General features: G+C 54.6%; 19 protein-coding genes. 16 read left to right on the forward strand and 3 right to left on the reverse strand.

The window, feature by feature from the left end; genetic code table 11:
- The first annotated feature begins 37 nt into the window (after positions 1-37).
- A complete protein-coding gene (locus BRA42_RS02270; RefSeq protein ID WP_342770832.1) occupies positions 38-832 on the forward strand; it encodes a winged helix-turn-helix transcriptional regulator in 795 nt (264 codons plus the stop codon).
- 340 nt (positions 833-1,172) lie between these two features.
- Entirely contained in the window at positions 1,173-1,604 is a 432-nt protein-coding gene (locus tag BRA42_RS02275) for a hypothetical protein (RefSeq protein ID WP_292408666.1), read from the forward strand.
- Between the two features lie 174 nt (positions 1,605-1,778).
- Here the strand turns inward: BRA42_RS02275 and BRA42_RS02280 are convergent, their stop codons facing one another.
- Positions 1,779-2,471: a hypothetical protein gene (locus tag BRA42_RS02280; RefSeq protein WP_342770831.1), complete on the reverse strand. Its 693-nt coding sequence runs from the start codon at positions 2,469-2,471 to the stop codon at positions 1,779-1,781.
- A 468-nt stretch (positions 2,472-2,939) separates the two neighbouring features.
- Here BRA42_RS02280 and BRA42_RS02285 point away from each other — a divergent pair, with 468 nt between their 5' ends.
- The 4 genes from BRA42_RS02285 (at position 2,940) to BRA42_RS02295 (ending at position 5,661) form a co-directional block, all read left to right on the forward strand.
- Positions 2,940-3,335, forward strand: coding sequence for a hypothetical protein (locus BRA42_RS02285; protein ID WP_342771034.1), 396 nt, complete (start codon positions 2,940-2,942; stop codon positions 3,333-3,335).
- 524 nt (positions 3,336-3,859) lie between these two features.
- Positions 3,860-4,432, forward strand: a complete 573-nt coding sequence (locus BRA42_RS14470; RefSeq protein ID WP_394339205.1) for a YIP1 family protein — start codon at positions 3,860-3,862, stop codon at positions 4,430-4,432.
- Positions 4,433-4,645: 213 nt separating this feature from the next.
- Entirely contained in the window at positions 4,646-5,113 is a 468-nt protein-coding gene (locus BRA42_RS02290) for a hypothetical protein (RefSeq protein ID WP_342685965.1), read from the forward strand.
- The gene (locus BRA42_RS02295; protein WP_292408678.1) at positions 5,110-5,661 is read left to right on the forward strand and encodes a cytochrome c biogenesis CcdA family protein; all 552 of its coding nucleotides are present in this window, start codon (positions 5,110-5,112) and stop codon (positions 5,659-5,661) included. Before BRA42_RS02290 ends, BRA42_RS02295 begins: the two co-directional genes overlap by 4 nt.
- A gap of 676 nt (positions 5,662-6,337) precedes the next feature.
- On the opposite strand, the gene BRA42_RS02300 is transcribed toward BRA42_RS02295, so the two are convergent.
- Positions 6,338-6,580 carry a hypothetical protein gene (locus BRA42_RS02300; RefSeq protein WP_292408681.1) on the reverse strand — a complete coding sequence of 81 codons (243 nt, stop codon included), beginning with the start codon at positions 6,578-6,580 and terminating at the stop codon, positions 6,338-6,340.
- A gap of 370 nt (positions 6,581-6,950) precedes the next feature.
- Between BRA42_RS02300 and BRA42_RS02305 the strand changes: the two genes are divergently transcribed.
- From BRA42_RS02305 to BRA42_RS02315, 3 genes are read left to right on the forward strand one after another with little or no spacing between them, the layout of a single operon-like run.
- Positions 6,951-7,952 (forward strand): hypothetical protein, encoded by a 1,002-nt coding sequence (locus tag BRA42_RS02305; protein ID WP_342770829.1) that lies wholly within the window; start codon positions 6,951-6,953, stop codon positions 7,950-7,952.
- A 27-nt stretch (positions 7,953-7,979) separates the two neighbouring features.
- Positions 7,980-8,663 (forward strand): hypothetical protein, encoded by a 684-nt coding sequence (locus BRA42_RS02310; RefSeq protein ID WP_292408687.1) that lies wholly within the window; start codon positions 7,980-7,982, stop codon positions 8,661-8,663.
- Between the two features lie 11 nt (positions 8,664-8,674).
- On the forward strand, positions 8,675-9,871 hold the full coding sequence (locus BRA42_RS02315; RefSeq protein ID WP_342772068.1) for an META domain-containing protein: 1,197 nt from the start codon (positions 8,675-8,677) through the stop codon (positions 9,869-9,871).
- Between the two features lie 198 nt (positions 9,872-10,069).
- Here BRA42_RS02315 and BRA42_RS02320 read toward each other — a convergent pair whose 3' ends face one another.
- On the reverse strand, positions 10,070-10,630 hold the full coding sequence (locus tag BRA42_RS02320) for a transposase (RefSeq protein ID WP_292408692.1): 561 nt from the start codon (positions 10,628-10,630) through the stop codon (positions 10,070-10,072).
- Between the two features lie 494 nt (positions 10,631-11,124).
- Here BRA42_RS02320 and BRA42_RS02325 point away from each other — a divergent pair, with 494 nt between their 5' ends.
- The 7 genes from BRA42_RS02325 (at position 11,125) to BRA42_RS02355 (ending at position 16,341) form a co-directional block, all read left to right on the forward strand.
- The gene (locus BRA42_RS02325; RefSeq protein WP_292408695.1) at positions 11,125-12,288 is read left to right on the forward strand and encodes a hypothetical protein; all 1,164 of its coding nucleotides are present in this window, start codon (positions 11,125-11,127) and stop codon (positions 12,286-12,288) included.
- A 34-nt stretch (positions 12,289-12,322) separates the two neighbouring features.
- Entirely contained in the window at positions 12,323-12,871 is a 549-nt protein-coding gene (locus BRA42_RS02330; RefSeq protein ID WP_292408697.1) for a hypothetical protein, read from the forward strand.
- The gene (locus BRA42_RS02335; RefSeq protein ID WP_292408699.1) at positions 12,868-14,028 is read left to right on the forward strand and encodes a hypothetical protein; all 1,161 of its coding nucleotides are present in this window, start codon (positions 12,868-12,870) and stop codon (positions 14,026-14,028) included. The genes BRA42_RS02330 and BRA42_RS02335 overlap by 4 nt, the downstream gene beginning before the upstream one ends.
- 176 nt (positions 14,029-14,204) lie before the next feature.
- Positions 14,205-14,612 (forward strand): hypothetical protein, encoded by a 408-nt coding sequence (locus BRA42_RS02340; RefSeq protein WP_292408702.1) that lies wholly within the window; start codon positions 14,205-14,207, stop codon positions 14,610-14,612.
- Positions 14,613-14,637: 25 nt separating this feature from the next.
- Complete coding sequence (locus tag BRA42_RS02345; RefSeq protein ID WP_292408705.1) at positions 14,638-15,060, forward strand: hypothetical protein; 423 nt, start codon at positions 14,638-14,640, stop codon at positions 15,058-15,060.
- A 179-nt stretch (positions 15,061-15,239) separates the two neighbouring features.
- Positions 15,240-15,929: a hypothetical protein gene (locus BRA42_RS02350; protein ID WP_342770827.1), complete on the forward strand. Its 690-nt coding sequence runs from the start codon at positions 15,240-15,242 to the stop codon at positions 15,927-15,929.
- Positions 15,916-16,341 (forward strand): carboxypeptidase-like regulatory domain-containing protein, encoded by a 426-nt coding sequence (locus BRA42_RS02355; RefSeq protein ID WP_292408710.1) that lies wholly within the window; start codon positions 15,916-15,918, stop codon positions 16,339-16,341. Before BRA42_RS02350 ends, BRA42_RS02355 begins: the two co-directional genes overlap by 14 nt.
- Positions 16,342-16,470 lie beyond the last annotated feature (129 nt).

The raw sequence follows: 16,470 nt of genomic DNA on the forward strand, positions 1-16,470 counted from the left end.
CGATAAACACGGTTTAACGAAGAGAACAACGTTTTTATTGTCAGAGAACAGATGGGGTGTCATGCCACCATGGCCGTCGACCGTCAGGATTGCGCTGGCCGTCTTCTGCCTGGTGCTGCTGCCGTCCGCCGGAAGCGCCGTCTCCGTCCAGCCCGGGATGTATCCTGAACAGTTCCTCTCGGACCCGACTCCCCTGTATATCTGGAACGTTCCCCTAAAGGTTATTATTCTCGGCATCGTCTCTGGAGTCGACACGACGGCGTTTTTTATGCTGATGCAGGCCATATTGTCGCTGCCCCTATGGCTGCGTCTCGGGCACAAGAAAATTTTAAAAGCGAATGTCCTGGAGAATGAAGCCCGCCGGAAGATCTATGTCTGTATCCGGGAAAACTCCGGGGTCCATCTCCATACTCTCTCCAGCAGACTGGAACTGAATATCGGAACTCTCAGGTACCATCTAGGGGTGCTATGTGAGATGAAGATGGTCATCCCCGAGCATGGCTGCGGGTTTACGCGCTACCGTGTCAACAAAAATGTTCCCGGACAAGCGTACCCGGACCTCGAAAAAAAGGTGAACGGTTACCTGTGCGGCCCCGCGAAAAAACGATTGCTAACTCTCATCTTGCAGAACCCGGGGATAAACAGAAAAGAAATTGCTTCCCGGCTCGAGTTGTCGGGCTCGGGTGTAGCCTGGCACATGAAAACGTTGATCCTGGAAGGCATCGTCAGATGTGATAGAAGAGGAAAACATGTAGAGTACTCTCTTTCTTCGGATGCAAAGGAATATCTGCGGACATCCGACTTATCCGGGGATACTTCGGCGGGTCCGTAGCATCCGGGCGCGTGCCCCGGCCCGAAGACTTCTTCCCTCGGGAGCCTCAAGGCCGGAGCCGTCCCGCGGTCGGGATGCTGCCGGAGACCCCTCTCCGGCGGTCACAACGAATCGTCGGGTGTATTTCTCTCTGGATCTCACGGCTACGCCCTGAATGGGGCGCGCGAAACGCTTCTCTGCCAGCCCCCGGAGTCGCGCGGGCCCGGACCGTAATACAGAGGGATATCCCCATCCTCCCAATTCAACGTTTCGCGGCAATCGTTCTCGCGCCAAACAACGTGTCCGGAAATGTGACAGAAAATTTAAGGGGATATCCCGCGTAGGGCTCCGTGATGCGAGTATGGTGAACTTCGGTCGTATCATTGGGCTTTTGGCTGTCCTGGTCTTCATCGTACCGGTGGCCTCGGCCGCCGGTCTCGAAAGCGAAAACAAGGAACCGCTGTCGGAATTCGTCCAGACAGATGGGTCTGCCCCCCGTGCATTCTTTACGATCACACAGGGCGAGACGGACTATCATGGGTATTCCATTCCGTCCGGTGCATCCTCGTTTTCCGTCGACCTGAACTGGTTTTCAGATGAGTATTCCCTGGAATTGGGGGTCTTCAGGCCGGACGGGAGCCAGTACGGTTATTACTGCGACAGCGACGGCGACGATAACCTGAAGGTGCGGATCTGTCTTACCATAAGCGATCCTGCACCCGGGCCCTGGACATTCACCGTACATGGTAAGAGCGTTGAGGGAGCCCAGGTGTACGCGTTTAACGCAGAATAACCGGGAGCGAGCATCCTGTTGCCCGCGATAGGGTGGTGTCAGCGGCGCCGCGTATGCCGCTTTCCTTCAATTCTACCGCCCGTAAAGGTCCTGTTTTGTCGCTATCTGGAGAAGAACTTCCTCACGGGGAGATTCCCGGAAATAAACCCGATGCAGGGTGCGACAGCGCCAGCATTACGCGTAGACGACGCTGTCGGCCAGGGCAATATCCCGTTCGGTGAAGGCGATGAGACGATCGGGTATTTCTCTCGCGGTCGTATTTTCTTCCGGCTGCACGGCCCCGGGGACGATCTCGATCGCGTACCGGCGGGCGCCGTCGGGGAACGTCGCTTCCTTAAGGGGGCGGAACGAGCCGTTCGAGAGGACGCGGAGGCCGCCCTGAGTTTCGTCATATCTCCTTTCCCCCTCGTTCCTGAACGTTTGAAGCGCTATAGTGCATTTCTCCCGGGTGAGGTCGGCATAGTCAATCCCGGTCACTTCGCGGCAGATGGCGAGGGGATGCGCCCCTTCCAGGGGAAGATCGAGTTTCTGGTCTTTGTAGAGCACGTCGCCGCTCGGGTAGGCGTATGCTTCGTAAACGTGCTGCTCTCCGTCCACGCTCCCGGCATAGTAAAGCTGGGTGCACCGCACCGTCCCATCCTTGTCGACGAACTGGTTCAACTGAAGAAGTACCGCCGATTCGTTGGAGAACACCTGTTCGTGTACCAGTGTGTCCCAGAGGTTTGTCAGGTCGGGCCGGCTCCCGGGGGGATAGGAGGCGGTGCTGATCTTTCCTGTGACGACCTCGGGCGTTTCGGGCGTGTAGAAGTAGTGCACGAGGACGAGGCAGATGAGGAGCGCCCAGACGGCCATTGTAATTTTTTTCATTGCATCTCCGCGAACCGGGACGGCATCGTTTCCATCGGTTTTCGCATCGATTGAAGGTACGGTCGTTATGGATGATAGGGTTTGCGTCGTTCGTCGGCGGGGTCCGTTCAACCGCCTTCGACCGGTAGATCCCCACAAATGCCCCGTCCCGGTCAACGGGATACGCTGATATGAACCTGGTTCTCTCCTCTGCTCCCATCCCCGGGGAAGTGATCTCTCCGGTCATTTTCGAGGATACCGCGAGTATGTGTCCGGAAATGTGACAGAAAAAATAAATAAACCGGCGCCCATGTCTTTGTGTGGGCGCCTCGATGATGCGTCTGCAAAAGTTCGTGGGGTCCCTCCATCCCCGGTTGCCGCCCCGGATGAAGAACCCCGCAAGCCCGGAGGCTGATGAGATGTACGCATTCCAGGTACTTAACATGTGTGCCTCTTCTGCCTCCGGTAAACAAGAAGGAGTTGAAACGCATGAAACGAAAAACTGGAATGCGGGCATTCTCCCTGCTCCTGGCACTGCTGCTGGTGAGCGTGGTGCTGGTGCCAGCGGTGGCAAGTGAAGAAGAACAAATCAAGACTAATCTCTTGTTTCAAAATCAGGAAGCCGAGAAGAACATTTATACTATGTTGGGAGTAGAGCACCCTTCTAGAGATGATGGGCCTCAATGGCAAAAATATAATGAAGCAAGGGCTCAAGTGGATGAGTTGCTCATCAGATCAGAATCAAAAGAGAGCGTCGGAGAAATAATTGGGTATCTTGAAGGAAAAAAGAAAGAGTTGTTCTCTATTATGGAACGGATGGGGGCATTTACGGTATCCTCGACAATCAAGATGGGGTATCCAAAAGCAGGATGGATCCGATTGTAGTTGGTTCAAAGACAGAATACTTTGAGACTAGTTGCAAAGCCTGCTCAGTAGGCAATCAAAGTGGTAATTATTCTATTAACTATGAATTAAGTAAGATTCCTCTCTCAGATCTGAAGTCAGAGGAATTTGCTATACGAGCCATCTACGAAGCCCAAATTACGAGGACAGATGATTGGATTTGGAGGGGTAACCCATTACTCCCGACCAAAGCAACTCTTTACACCCAAGGAACATTCACTTATGACTATGGTAACGGCATTCTGGGCATATCAGATAATACGTACACTTCCCAAGACCCGGGATTTGACCGTTGCGAATTCGGACATTCAACACGAGATAACGGGTATACAGGGTACATCGATTCGCACGCCATCTGGAGTGTATTCGCGTTGAGTCCGCCTAAACATTCGGTTGATGCCTGGATCAGTTGTAATAAATATGGATCAACCGATGGAGATTCTAATACCTCAGACTGGGTATCTGTAGGATTTGCCTGTGGATCACTTCCATAATCAGGGAAGACCATGTCGACAAGAATACTACTAAGAACTGCTTCTACCAGTCCCCCAGGGTTTTTCCAGCGACTTAACGAAAAGTCACTGCGGGACGATCTTCAATTCTTTTTTGCGTTAGTTGTCGTCACATCGATCATATATATATTATTACCCCTCATTATGGGGTTTTACCCTGAAAATGAATTCAAGATTGGATTGCACCAGATTTGGGTTCTAGCGCTAGGCATCTTTATCTGTTTAATACAGGGCATAATATGCGGGACAGTCGCACTCTTGGGAATTAGCCTCGTTGAGCATTTTTTCCTGCTTTTTGTCGATGTACACCTGGGATTTGAAAAAACGATGAAATCGGTGATTTATGCCCTGTCACCCTGCATCCTGTTTTCCTGGGTGATCTTGATTTTAAGGGTCCCGTTTGTAAGTTTATTGCTTCTCTTCTGTTTCAGTCTAGTAACCTATTTCGGCGTATTGATATTTCATGAAATATCTAAGGATCGAGCCTTATTCGTCACTCTTATGACAAGTGCGATTCTCGCAATTCTTTTCCATAGGTGGATCTTCGATCTCAGGTTGTTACTATGATCTTTCATTTTAGCAGGGCCGCTTCGGAGCGAAGTGTTCGAAATGTAGGAGGTAATTGGTTGGCATTCTTTCTGATTCTTGCAATGAGATCCATGAATATCTCTTCTAAAACCGGGATACAATAAAACTATTGGCTCTGCCCGCTGAGTTGGGTATTCCTTGGGAGAATATACCTTGAAAGATCGATGTGGAAGAGGGGGCGTCCGTGTTGGCGTGGTAGCAGCATGCATCGTTCTGCTCTTAACCGGATTAATTTCCTGTACGTGCGCGGCTCCTGTTGTCATTGAGTATTACTACTTGGAAGGTTTTCCCGACTGTGACCATTTTAAGCCTTTGGTGTCGGAGTTTGAGCATGATCTCGGTGATTCCATCTCACTTACGTACACTGATGTCGGTACACCCGAGGGCCTAGACCGCTTGCAGCAACATGGATTTCACGAAGTCCCTGCTGTGGTTGTGGATGGCACCATTAAGATTCCTAAAGAGGAGATCACTGAAGAGAATCTCAGGGCGGCGATAGAGCAGTCCCTTGCCGGTGCTGAGGTGCAGGAGGGCCTACCGCCAATTAACTGGAATATACCACTTGCCTATTCTCTGGGTCTCTTTTCCGGCTTTTCACCCTGCCTGATGGCGATACTCGGGTTCATACTGGTGTATGTCACCGGGTCCGGAAGGGTTTGAGAAGCAGTCTCCTGAATGCGCTGATATTCGGCCTGGGGCTGGTTGCCGCTTACATCGTCATGGGATGCTGTGTCCTGCTGGCGGGTTTCTCGCTTGGCAGGTTTAGCCCATATCTTACCGCCGTAGCGGGGTTGATCACGATTGTTGCCGGGGTGAACCTGCTTGGGCTGATAAGGCTCCCGATCTCTGCAGACAACTACGTTCGGGTATCTGTAAGGAAGTATTCGAGCACTTTGATCGGATTGTTTATTTTGGGCATGCTATTCTCAATCGTCAAGGCGCCGTGTGCCGCCCCGATGGTCCTCATTCTGCTGAGCAGAATCCTGATCGACGGCGCCGTGCAGGATCTCTGGCTCCTGCTGGTCTTCGGGGCCGGAGTGCTCACGCCGTTTCTCGGCGTCACCCAGAAGAGCAACCAGACTCCAAATCCGATTAGAATAAGCCCACTAACGGTTCGAATTGCGTTCCGGTGTTACCGTATCCTGCTCGACGAACCGTATCCCCCGAGGAGCCCGACGGGAGGAATAGGGATAAATAGGGTGGGTTAACTCCCCGGAGATCGTTGAAAGGGAAATCCCGTCTTTTGCTTACCGGATGCCGTCGGTATATAATATGTGTAAAGAAATGAGACAGAATATTTTATCGAAAACTTCCTCTAGGTCTTATCGGACTCCTGGCCGTCTTTGCTCTCCTCATACCGGTGGTTTCAGCAGGCAGTATCGGAAGTGGAAACAATGGGATCGCGTTAGATCTCCCGCAGGCAGGTGAGTCTGCAATCCGTGCATTCTACACGATAACACAAGGAGAGACCGATTCTCACAGTTACAGCGTAGCAGCCGATCCATCCGCACTGCAGGTCTATCCGAACCGGTTTACTCCCGACTCCTCTTTGAAAACTGAATATCTCCAGGCCCGATGGGAACCTGTACGGTTCTTACCATGAACGGTTCTTATCTGGATGAGCAGATTCGTTTTGAGGTACCCGACCCCGCATTTGAATCCTGGAACCTTAAGGTGTATGGGGGGAGTGTAACAGGAACTCGACTGTACATATAAAATTTCTTCTAAAACCAAACCTTTTTATTGTAACTGTTTTCATGCAATTCCATGGTTCCAGGGTCACGGATTGTCAGGATCGCTCTGGTTGCCTTCTGCCTCCTGCTGCTGCCGTCTGTCGGATGTGCCACGGCCATTCAGCCTGTACAAGGGCCATATCCGGAGCAGCTACCTTCCGATCCGACTCCGTTGTACATCTGGAACGTGCCCCTGAAGATCCTCCTCCTCGAATACGTATGCGTATCCGCCCCGGTGCTCTTCAACCTGGTACAGCTGCTTTTTTCGCTGCCCGTGTGGCTTCATCTCGGCCATAAAAGAATTTTGATCCGGAATGTCCTGGATAACTTTGTGCATCCCGCCGAATGCCGGATCGATTCCGGTATTGCTGTCTCCGGGGTAGCGGACGTGCATCAACTCCGGACGTCCGATTCTCTCCTTAGCGCATTCCGGAGCATACTTTCCGGGATCGAAAGCAGTGTTTTTTCTGTGAGAAATGGGTTATCTCCGGTGCCTTTCTTCCCCACGGGGAGATCAGTCTCTTCATTTTCGGGAATATCCGCCGGACGTGTAAAGAAAACGGACAGAATTTATATATAAATCGGCGTCCATGTCATGGTGTGGGCGCGAGGATGCGTCCGCAAAAGTTCGCGGGGCCCCCCATCCCGGCTTGACGACTGGATGATAGAGCCCCGCAAGCCCGAAGGCTAATGAGATGTACGCATTCCAGGTACTTAACATGTGTGCCTCTCCTGCCTCCGGGAAGGAATCGAGGAGAACAATCATGAATGAGTTACGCAGGATTGAAAGAATATCGATCCTTCTGGGAGTACTGCTTTGTGTAGCACTCATATCGACAGCGAGCGCAGAAGAGATGACTCTTGAGCGTTCGTTCATGCAGGATGAGGCGGCGCTTGAACATTATGCACATTTATCGCCTGCTCATCAGGCGATAGTGCTCAAAGCGTTGGAGGAGACATACTCTGAGAGCGAATTTGAGGAGACCGCCGCAGAACTGAAGAAGATCTGGGGTGGAACGTCAGCGCTGGAAGAGAGAGAAAAGCAGGAACTGCTGGCATCGGTAATCGCCAGTGTGTTTACCTACTACTGTCCGGATGCCCCTAATGGGATAAGCCCCATGTGGACCGGTTATTATCCCGGTTATCATGAGAATGGTGTTCATAATGCCTTGGCTGAGATTGCAGGGCAGAAAAGAGGTTGGGACAGTACGAAGACAAGGTTATTGAATATGCACTCAGCGGACCCTGATACTTGGGGTGTTCCGCAGACAGTCGAACATTATCTTGACGGGGCCCCGTTCTTCAGCAACGCACCGGATAAATGCAAGTACTATGCGAATGAGGCAAGAAGCCAACTGAGGTCAAACATCAACAGTGAATCCGGTTGGCGGTGCCTGTCCTGGTCGATGCATTATATGAGTGATATGTCCATGCCGTGGCATACCCAGGGTGCAGTCGATCCAGTACAGCTGGCGACGCATGCGCTTTATGAGGGATACGTGCAGGATAAGTTCACCGATCCTGAGTATGGGTTTAAAGCGGCTCTTGTATCGGCTCCCAATACCGGAGGTGTAATTTCCGATCCCGCTTCGAGTGCACGAGGCCTGGCACTTTACTCTTCATTGATGTATCCTGCCCTCCAGGCGTCGATAGCTACTAATCCCTTGGGATGGGGCGAAGAACCATTTGTCAAGTCAGCAACTCAAGATCTCTTGAAAATGGGTCTTATTTATAACATGGGTCTTGTCGATTATGCGACTAATTAACTAAAAAATCTTTTTTTTGGTGAGAAGATGGATGTAAACCAGAAGCAAAACTGGAGAACTATACTTATCCTGCTCGTAGTTATCTGCCTCTTCGTCGTGGTGATCTTCCTGCTCCTGCTCCTTCCCGCGTTCGTCGAAACCCTCCTGCCGAACAACTCCTACGTGATCGAGATCACCGGTCTCTCCGGTCTTGCCGTGAACGGCACCGCCACGGTCATGATCCCGGTTCCGGCGAACGCGGAGGGCGAGCCGGCGCTGTCTGAGGGAGTGCTCGCCGGCGAACGCCAGCCTGTCGGGTGGCAGGCGGCGATCCGGGAAACGCCGTATGGAAAGATGCTCGTGTTCACGACGGTGGATGGTTACGCGTCGGATATCTCTATACCGTTCGGCGAAGCCGAGACGGAAAAAGAGCCGCGGCTGCTCGTGCCGGTCCTCTCAACCCCGGGGAACGCGAGTGTCGCCGAGTTCACCCGGGCTTCGAGCGGAACCTACACCACGGTCGTCTTTCTCGACGGCTTCGTCCCGTCGCCGGAGGATGCGGCCCCGATCTCGTTCAGCCTCGAGTACCAGGGCGGCGGGGGCATGAAACATCTGATCAAGGGGGATATCTGGACGACGACGGTGGATACGACCGTTCCGAGCACAACGTCGGGATTTGTTCCGGTGCCGGCCGACTACTATGTCACTGCCGGGGGTATCATGCTATTATGATGGCCGATCTCATGCGGAGAATCCCACGGCGGATCGTGAGCGTCGCCCTCACGGGACTGCTCGTATTCGTCATCTGTCTGGGGATTCTCGTTTCCATGCATTCTGCAGGGGCCCGGGACGATACTCAATTGCCGTTGAATGACGACCGATCCCCGCTGTTTGGACGCTGGTATCTTACATCCTATTGGACGGAGGAAGGAGGGGCTCCCGTTATCGAGGGAACAGATGTTATCATCGCGTTCGCCGGTGACGGGTGGGTCAGTGGTTCCTCCGGGTGCAACCTCTTCATCGGAGAGCACGACCTTGCCGACGACGTGCTCACGATCCGCAAGATCGAATCGACAAATATGACCTCGACTCCAGAGGTGCTCAATCAGGAGAAAGCGTTCTTGGCACTGCTCCTGAAAACGGAGGCCTACGAGATAGACGGAGACCGTCTCCGGTTGTTCGACGCATCGGGAATGGAGCTCCTCTCTTTCGCAAGCCAGCCGCAATCGCTCTCGGGAAGAGCGTGGTCTCTCTGGTATTCATGGAACGATACGGAAGAATCCGTTCGAAACCATGGTTCCGACCTGATCACCCTACAGATCTCCTTACAGTTTCCGGACGAGGCTCAGTTCCGGGGAACCATCGCGGACAGCGATTACTGCGGAACGTATGAATCCGACGAGGATCGTATCCAGTTCGAGTCGGTGGAGAAATGCTCCAAGGCACCGGGCGAGAAAACCGACCTGTACGAATGGTATTACTCGCTCCTGAACCGGGCGCGCGGGTATCGGATAACCGGGACTCAACTTGATATCATGGACGAGAAAGGTCACTCGTTCCTCTCGTTTACTCGGATGCCGCTTTCGCTGATCTCAGCCGACTGGTACCCGCAACAGTACCGGGCGGCGGACGGGTCCGCCCTCCTGTCGCCAGAGGAGACGTTCGAAATGGTATACTTTACTCCGGATGGCAACGTCTTTGGAACCATCCGCGGAATCCAGTTCGCCGCGCAGTATGACACAGACAACTCATCGATATCGTTCGGTCCCGTATCCCTGCTTATCTCGGAAAGCGACGATCCCGGAGAGGCGAGAGAATCCCGGGAGACAATCGAGTCGATCTTCAGAGAAACGAGAACATATCGGGTCCAGAACGGCACGTTGGAATTCTCTTCCGGCGATGGAGAAGTTCTGATGGTAATGGCAGAGGGGTCCATATAGATGTGAATACCGTTGCCGATATTGTGCAGATCTCAGATGAAGAATTTGTGGTGCTCGGTATGTCTGTGAAGACCTGAAGCCTACGTATACAAGAGATGGTATACGAAGGGCACGAAATACAATCGGGGCCTTATGGATTACATTACGAGGTGAATTTCTGGAAGCGAATGGAAGGTAGTTCCTCAGATGATCCCTTTTTTAGGCAGGATGAGAAAAGGTCACCGGAACCAGCGAGGAATACTCGATCACCAATGTCAGTTTGCACCCGAGGTAATAGCCGTTGGTTGTGGAGTAGCCCCATTTGTAGTCTTTGTCTTCGAGGTCTTTCTTCCGGACCCTCTTTTTGAAGATGTTCAGGTCAAGCGTGATGGCCGAACCGTCGATGATGAACGTTCTGGCGGTTCGGCGATTCGGTTTTCTGCACAGAATGCGGAGCAGTGCATTGACCCGGGCAACAAACCGCGCTTCGTCGATTCGGCTGAGGAACCGATACACCTCGTCGGCTGAGGGGACTCGATCGATGCGCGCAAATCGTCGGAGGGCAGCACGGTTCCGGAGTTCCTCGACCACATAGGTGACCTCCACAGAGAAGAAGATCGCAATGAGCAGGAGCCGGAGGATCGAGCCGGTATTCGCGACCGGAGTGATACCCTGTTCGGCCATCTCCTGCCTGGCCCGACGGGAGGTTGTTACGGCAAGAACCGAATCGAGGAGCAACCATTTTGAGTCATCAGGATCAACGATGAGTGGGGACTTCATGTTTTCGCCAACAATGAATTCCCCTTCGAGTACGATCACTTTTACGGTTTGAATCCCACCAAATCAGAAAACGAGTCATAAACGGAATGTACTTCTGTTAGGGGAGAGTTTTTCAACAAGCAAATCGGGAATTCAGCGCCATACGAGGAAGAGCGCGCGCTAGGTTTTGGAGGGGGCTAAAGCAGTGTTCTTTCTGTGGGAAATGGGTTATCTCCGGTGCCTTTCTTCCCCACGGGGAGATCGGTCTCTTCATTTTCGGGAATATCCCCCGGACATGTAAAGAAAATGGACAGAATTTATATATAAATCGGCGTCCATGTCATGGTGTAGGCGCGAGGATGCGTCTGCAAAAGTTCGTGGGGTCCCTCCATCCCTGCTTGACGGCTGGATGATAGAACCCCGCATGCCCCGAAGGCTAATGAGATGTATGCATTCCAGGTACTTAACATGTGTGCCTCTCCTGCCTCCGGGGACTGAAAACGGAGTTGAAACACATGAAAAGAAAAACTGGAATGCAGACATTCTCCCTGCTCCTGGCACTGCTGCTGGTGAGCGTGGGGATTGTGCCGGCAGTAGCAGCAACCTCTGAGGTTCCGGTTGAGCAACCGATCCCTATAGTTGCGGCAAACGGGCAGACATCATCCGGTCTACATTTTGTGATCAATGAAGATGTGAAAGAAACAACGTCTCATTGGGCACTGTTTGCCGCCGATGAGCAGGGACAGAGAAATGCTCTGAATGATTTAGAGATGACTCAAATCTCCGATGAGAAAAAACAGATACTATCCGAAGGGCTCAGGAAGATCTGGGCAAAGTATCCTGTGGCTACGATTCAACGTGACGGTCGAACGGAGGTGGCTTTTGTCTCTCCTGGTGAACATACTTTGACCGAAGAGGAAAAGTCCATCCTTGCTCAGGCCGATGAAGCGCTCGCCGAGTACCTGAACGATAAGTTTTCAGCCGAAAATGGCATCCAGTGGTGGGCGGCTCCCTGTCATCAGGATGTCATAGAGACCTCCTGCCTGAAGTGGGGTGTTTCATCCACGTATGCCACATATGCTCACGATGCGGCAGATGATCCTGACTCCTGGCCTTCGGTCTTGCCCCCGACCGGGTTTGAATGGTTGGATACCTTCATTCAGATGGTGTGTCACTCTTATGATCATTACTACGACCCTGTGCTTGGAACGGGTTACGCTCCAGAACAATGCGAGAACTATGCAAACACTGCCAGAAATTACTACGATCAATCGTCGATGTACAATGCATACACAAACCTGGGATATTCAAGTCATTTCCTGACTGATGTAGGAAATCCGCTCCATACCGGTATGGAGATTGAACAGGCTCTGAATCCATGGGTCCACGCTGAGTATGAAGACTATGTTGGAGAGAACTGGGATCAAGGCAGTGGAGAGGGGTACAACTTCTGGTCGGTCATCCAGGACAACTGGTATTATTACACCATAACTGATCCATCAAGTTCGACGCAGTCACTTGCTGAGTATGCGAAGAACCACGATGATGAACTCTACTATCTGGTGTATAATCACCGGGGCACGTTCAGAACTGACCCGGATGTCAGATCGATTACCGAGGATTGTCTCCTCGATACGGCGAAGTATACGCTCGGCCTGGTGAAATACGTGAGAGATTGAAGAGGCCCACCCTCCTCTTTTATAGGATTTAACCATGGAACCACTGGCATCGTCTGTTATCGTCTTTGTCCTGCTCATCGTGCTTCTCCCGGCTGTCTTCGCCGGTCTCCTCTCCCTCACGTTCTACTACATTCTCGCGAAGACGCAGCCGGTTGTCGGCAAATTCGCTCCGATTTTGAGCGGGTTGCTTCTGGCCGTTCTGGTGCCGGTTCTCTCTTTCGTACCGCCGATTCGGCCGATTTTACCGGTGTTGGACCTGGTGATCATACTGATGGGTGTCTTGACGCCGTTCATGCTCCTCCAAAATCGCCTTCCCGATCGGCACCGTTTCGTAATCCTTTTCTCCGGGTCCGCGATCACGGCGGCCATGCTTCTGGTCTACGGGTTTGCAACGGCGTTCGGGGATGGGGCCCCCTCACCGGTCTCCCGATTCCTGATGTCTCTGCCCCTGCCCGAGATTGGCCTTCCCATCATGAGCCTGATTACGGTCTACCTGGAGGCCGTGCTCATATCCTCAGTCATATTCGGTGCCGTGCTCGCAGTCGTAACCGCATTCCGGGAGCGGGAGGTGCAGAGCGGATGACCGGTTCCGGGTCCTGGCGCAGGCATGAAATCCATCGCCTGCAGAGGCCGGGTGTCCTGGCGGCCGGGCTCTGCCTTCTGCTGGTTTTTACAGCAGGGTGCCTTGTGCCGGAGTACGGGGTGGGCCGCGACATCTTGGTCTTCAAGGTCGACGCCGGGGGGACGGAGCAGTGGCAGACGGTCATCGATACCGGGGGCGACGATAGCGCAACGAGCATCGTCCAGACCGCCGACGGCGGGTATATCGTCGGCGGAGAGGTCCTGCCCTGGCGCGGGGACCAATCCTATGGCATCTTCAAACTCGACGGCGACGGCTCGGTCGTCTGGAACGCCACCGGTAGGGGGTCCCCGGTCTCCTCCGTCGCCAAGACGACCGGGGGCACCATCGTAGCGGCGGGCGAGTCCGGGGTCCGGCTCCTCGATCCGGCGGGGAAGGTCCTGGAGAGCGATGTCGGGGCTGACAGCACCCTGCAATCGGTTGTCGGGACCGCGGACGGTGGATTTGTCGCCGCCGGGACCGACGGCGAAGACCTCCTTGTGCTTAAACGGGATCGAAACCTGACGGAGGAGTGGCGCAAGACCTACGGGACCGATCGGGACGTCGTAAAAACCATCATCCAGACATCCGACGGCGGGTACCTGGTGGGCGGCATGACCTCCCTCCCGAACCGGAACGGCTCCTACGTGTGGCTGCTCCGGCTGAATTCCTCAGGCGATCTGATCCGGAATGCGACGCTCGGGAGCCTGCCGCAGTACAACACCGTCGCCTTCATGGGCGAAGTGCCGGGGGGCGGGTACACCGTCATCTACACCAACGTGACGCTGGAGGAGGTCGTCTTCGACCGGGAGGGGAACGTGCTTGAGGAGCGGACGCTCAACGCATCGGCACCGATCCTTAAAACGGCCGATGGAGGGTATGTATCCGGCACGGTTACGTATCGTTCCTCATCCCGATTCCTGATCCTCCCCGACCAGGTCGGTGTTCCTCACATCATGAAACTCAATGCCGATGGACTTCCGGAATGGGATACCGAACTGAATACCACATTCGAACTGACGGCTAGTGCCGTCTCGGTCATCCAGACCGCCGATGGGGGATATGCTCTCCTGGTGAACCGGCATGACTACCCGGAGGTGCCGCGGACGGAGCCTGCATGAGCGTAACATGGTTATTGGCTACCGCAACTGAGCATATCGGGTGGTGCAGTTGCAGATCGATCGGAGAAGGATGAGCCGGAAGTGGTAGTGGTCGGGGAGGGTTGATCTGCACCATCGGTATGAAAATGGGTTGATCCCCATTCAGACGGAATTGGTGAAAACGTAAAGGAAATCACATGGAATCGAAAATCAACAGACGTTTGCTCGTTGTCGGGGTTCTGGCGTTCATCGGCGTCGTCCTCCTCGTCACGACGGTTGTAGTTGCGTATACCGCCCTTGTTGCCCTGATCACGGGGATCGACGGTCCCCCGCAGGCGCTTGTCGTCCAGAAGGTTCCGGAGCCTCTGGAGAATGTGTCTGTCATCCACCTGACCGATCGGGATCTAAAGCAGCACCCGGTGCTTGACTCCGCGATTCGGGACGCCAACAGGAACCCCGACGTGTGGATATCCGGTGTAGCCCCGATGACGGGGATCGAATATCTCGTCCTTATTGAGTCATTTGGTATCGATGCAAGGGAGGAGGACCGGCCATACCTCGAGTACGACGGTGCGTATTATCTCACTCGCGTTCTGCTCCACTAAGACCGGGCCGGGAGGTGTAACCGAAATGGAAGAAGATGCTAAAATGAAATTCGGGGACCGGCTCAAAACGGCGGGGATCATCGTCGCCTGCGGTCTCGCGGGCATCGTCGCCGTTGTGCTCGGCTTCATGCTCGCCGACGCCTTCATCCTTCACGCAATGGAGAATTCGGGCGGGCAGCCGATGCTCTACGTCATGGAGAGGGCGGAGCCGGGGGAGAGCGTGGCCGTCTCTCTGACCGAGCAGGACTTCGAACGGCATCCCGCGCTCGACGCAGTGATCCGGGGAGAAGAACGGAACCCTTCGGCATGGGAGTGGGGCGATCGGAACCAGCGCGTCATCGGGGGTGCAAAGGTCTCGTACGCGGAGAGCAGGGCTCTTCACGACACCTACGACTTTCTCATGGAGTACGAAGGCGCCTACTACGTGGTGCTGACGACGTGGCCGTGAAAGATGTTTCCCCACCCACGATTGCAGATTACCGGCTGGATGGGCGACGTGGAGATGACCGTGGCGGAAATCATTTATGGAAGGAGGGAGACATCCCCCTACGGGCGCCGAAACCGGCGGATACGACGTTCCGCCTTCCCCGGACGGCCCACCGCAGGAAAGAACCTGAGGATAACAGAATGAACGGGAACATCGGGGCATGGGGAGTTCTCCTGCTCCTCTCGATGCTGCTCGCAGTCGTCCCGGCGGCAGGTACAGCGGTCGATCACATCGTCGTCCCCGACCTGAAGGTGAACCAATCGATCGAGACGATTGCCGTCTCCGGGGGACTGACACTCCAGCCGGAGCTGGAGGCCACCGCGGAGGGAACCTTCGGGATACCGTTCGGTTCGGTCGTCGTCCACGCGGCCGACGGGAAGACGCTGGTCTTCGATAGAAACGGCAACCACCTGCTCTCCATCGACGATGAACTTTCCGCAAAAGTTCCCACCCCCGGCGGCGTTGAAAAACCCTGCACCTGGGTGCACGAGCTCCCGAACGATTCCCTGACTCATTACCGCGACAACACGATCTTCGTCCTCGATACTGCCGGGAACCTCATCCTCACCATCATCAACGCAAATCCGGCGCCTGAGACCGACCCGATCACCGTCGACATCACCGCCCCGAAGGATGGCGATGAGGTCTGGATCGATGTCGTACCGCCTCACGTCACCGTCGCCGGGGAGGTCCACGCTCCTGCCGGTGTGCGAAACGTGTTCGTCCTGAGCGGAAAAAAGGAGGTCTGGTCCGGGAACCGGTCGACGTTCTCCTGCTCCGTACCGGTCTCCGCCGGGGGGGAACACGATCACCGTCGTGGCATGGGATAACCTCAGGAATCGGGCAGAAAAGACCGTGAACGTGACCGTCAGTATCGGCATCCCGCCGCCGCCGTCGATCATCGTATCGGGCGAGGTGACGGACCCCGACGGCAACCCGATTCCCGGCGCGTCGGTGCGGTTCGAGTCGGTGCTTACACTCGACGACGAACCCCTTGCGGTGACGGCCACCACGGGAGCGGACGGCGGCTACCGGGCGGAAGGCGCACCCGGGTACCGGCAGACCGTCACGGTCGAGAAGGAGGGGTATTCCCCCCTCCGGCGCGACGTCGTCTTCGAGAACCTGACGAACGAACTCGACCTGGAAATGAAGCCGTTGCCGCGGACCGTTCCGGGATGCGGTCTCCCGGCCGCCGTCCTTGCTCTCTTGGGGGCGCTCCTCCTCGGCCGGAAGCGGCGGTGAGAGGGTTCGGGACGGCTCGCCTCTGATCAAGAAATCTCCTGCCGGAAGCGCCCATGCTGAAAAATACCTCCTGTGAACCTGGACGACCGGCCTGCTCGTCGCCGTTCACCTTCTTGCCTTTGACCTCAC

The sequence above is a fragment of the Methanoculleus sp. UBA374 genome, assembly GCA_002508705.1.
GTDB classification, from domain to species: Archaea; Halobacteriota; Methanomicrobia; order Methanomicrobiales; family Methanoculleaceae; genus Methanoculleus; species Methanoculleus palmolei.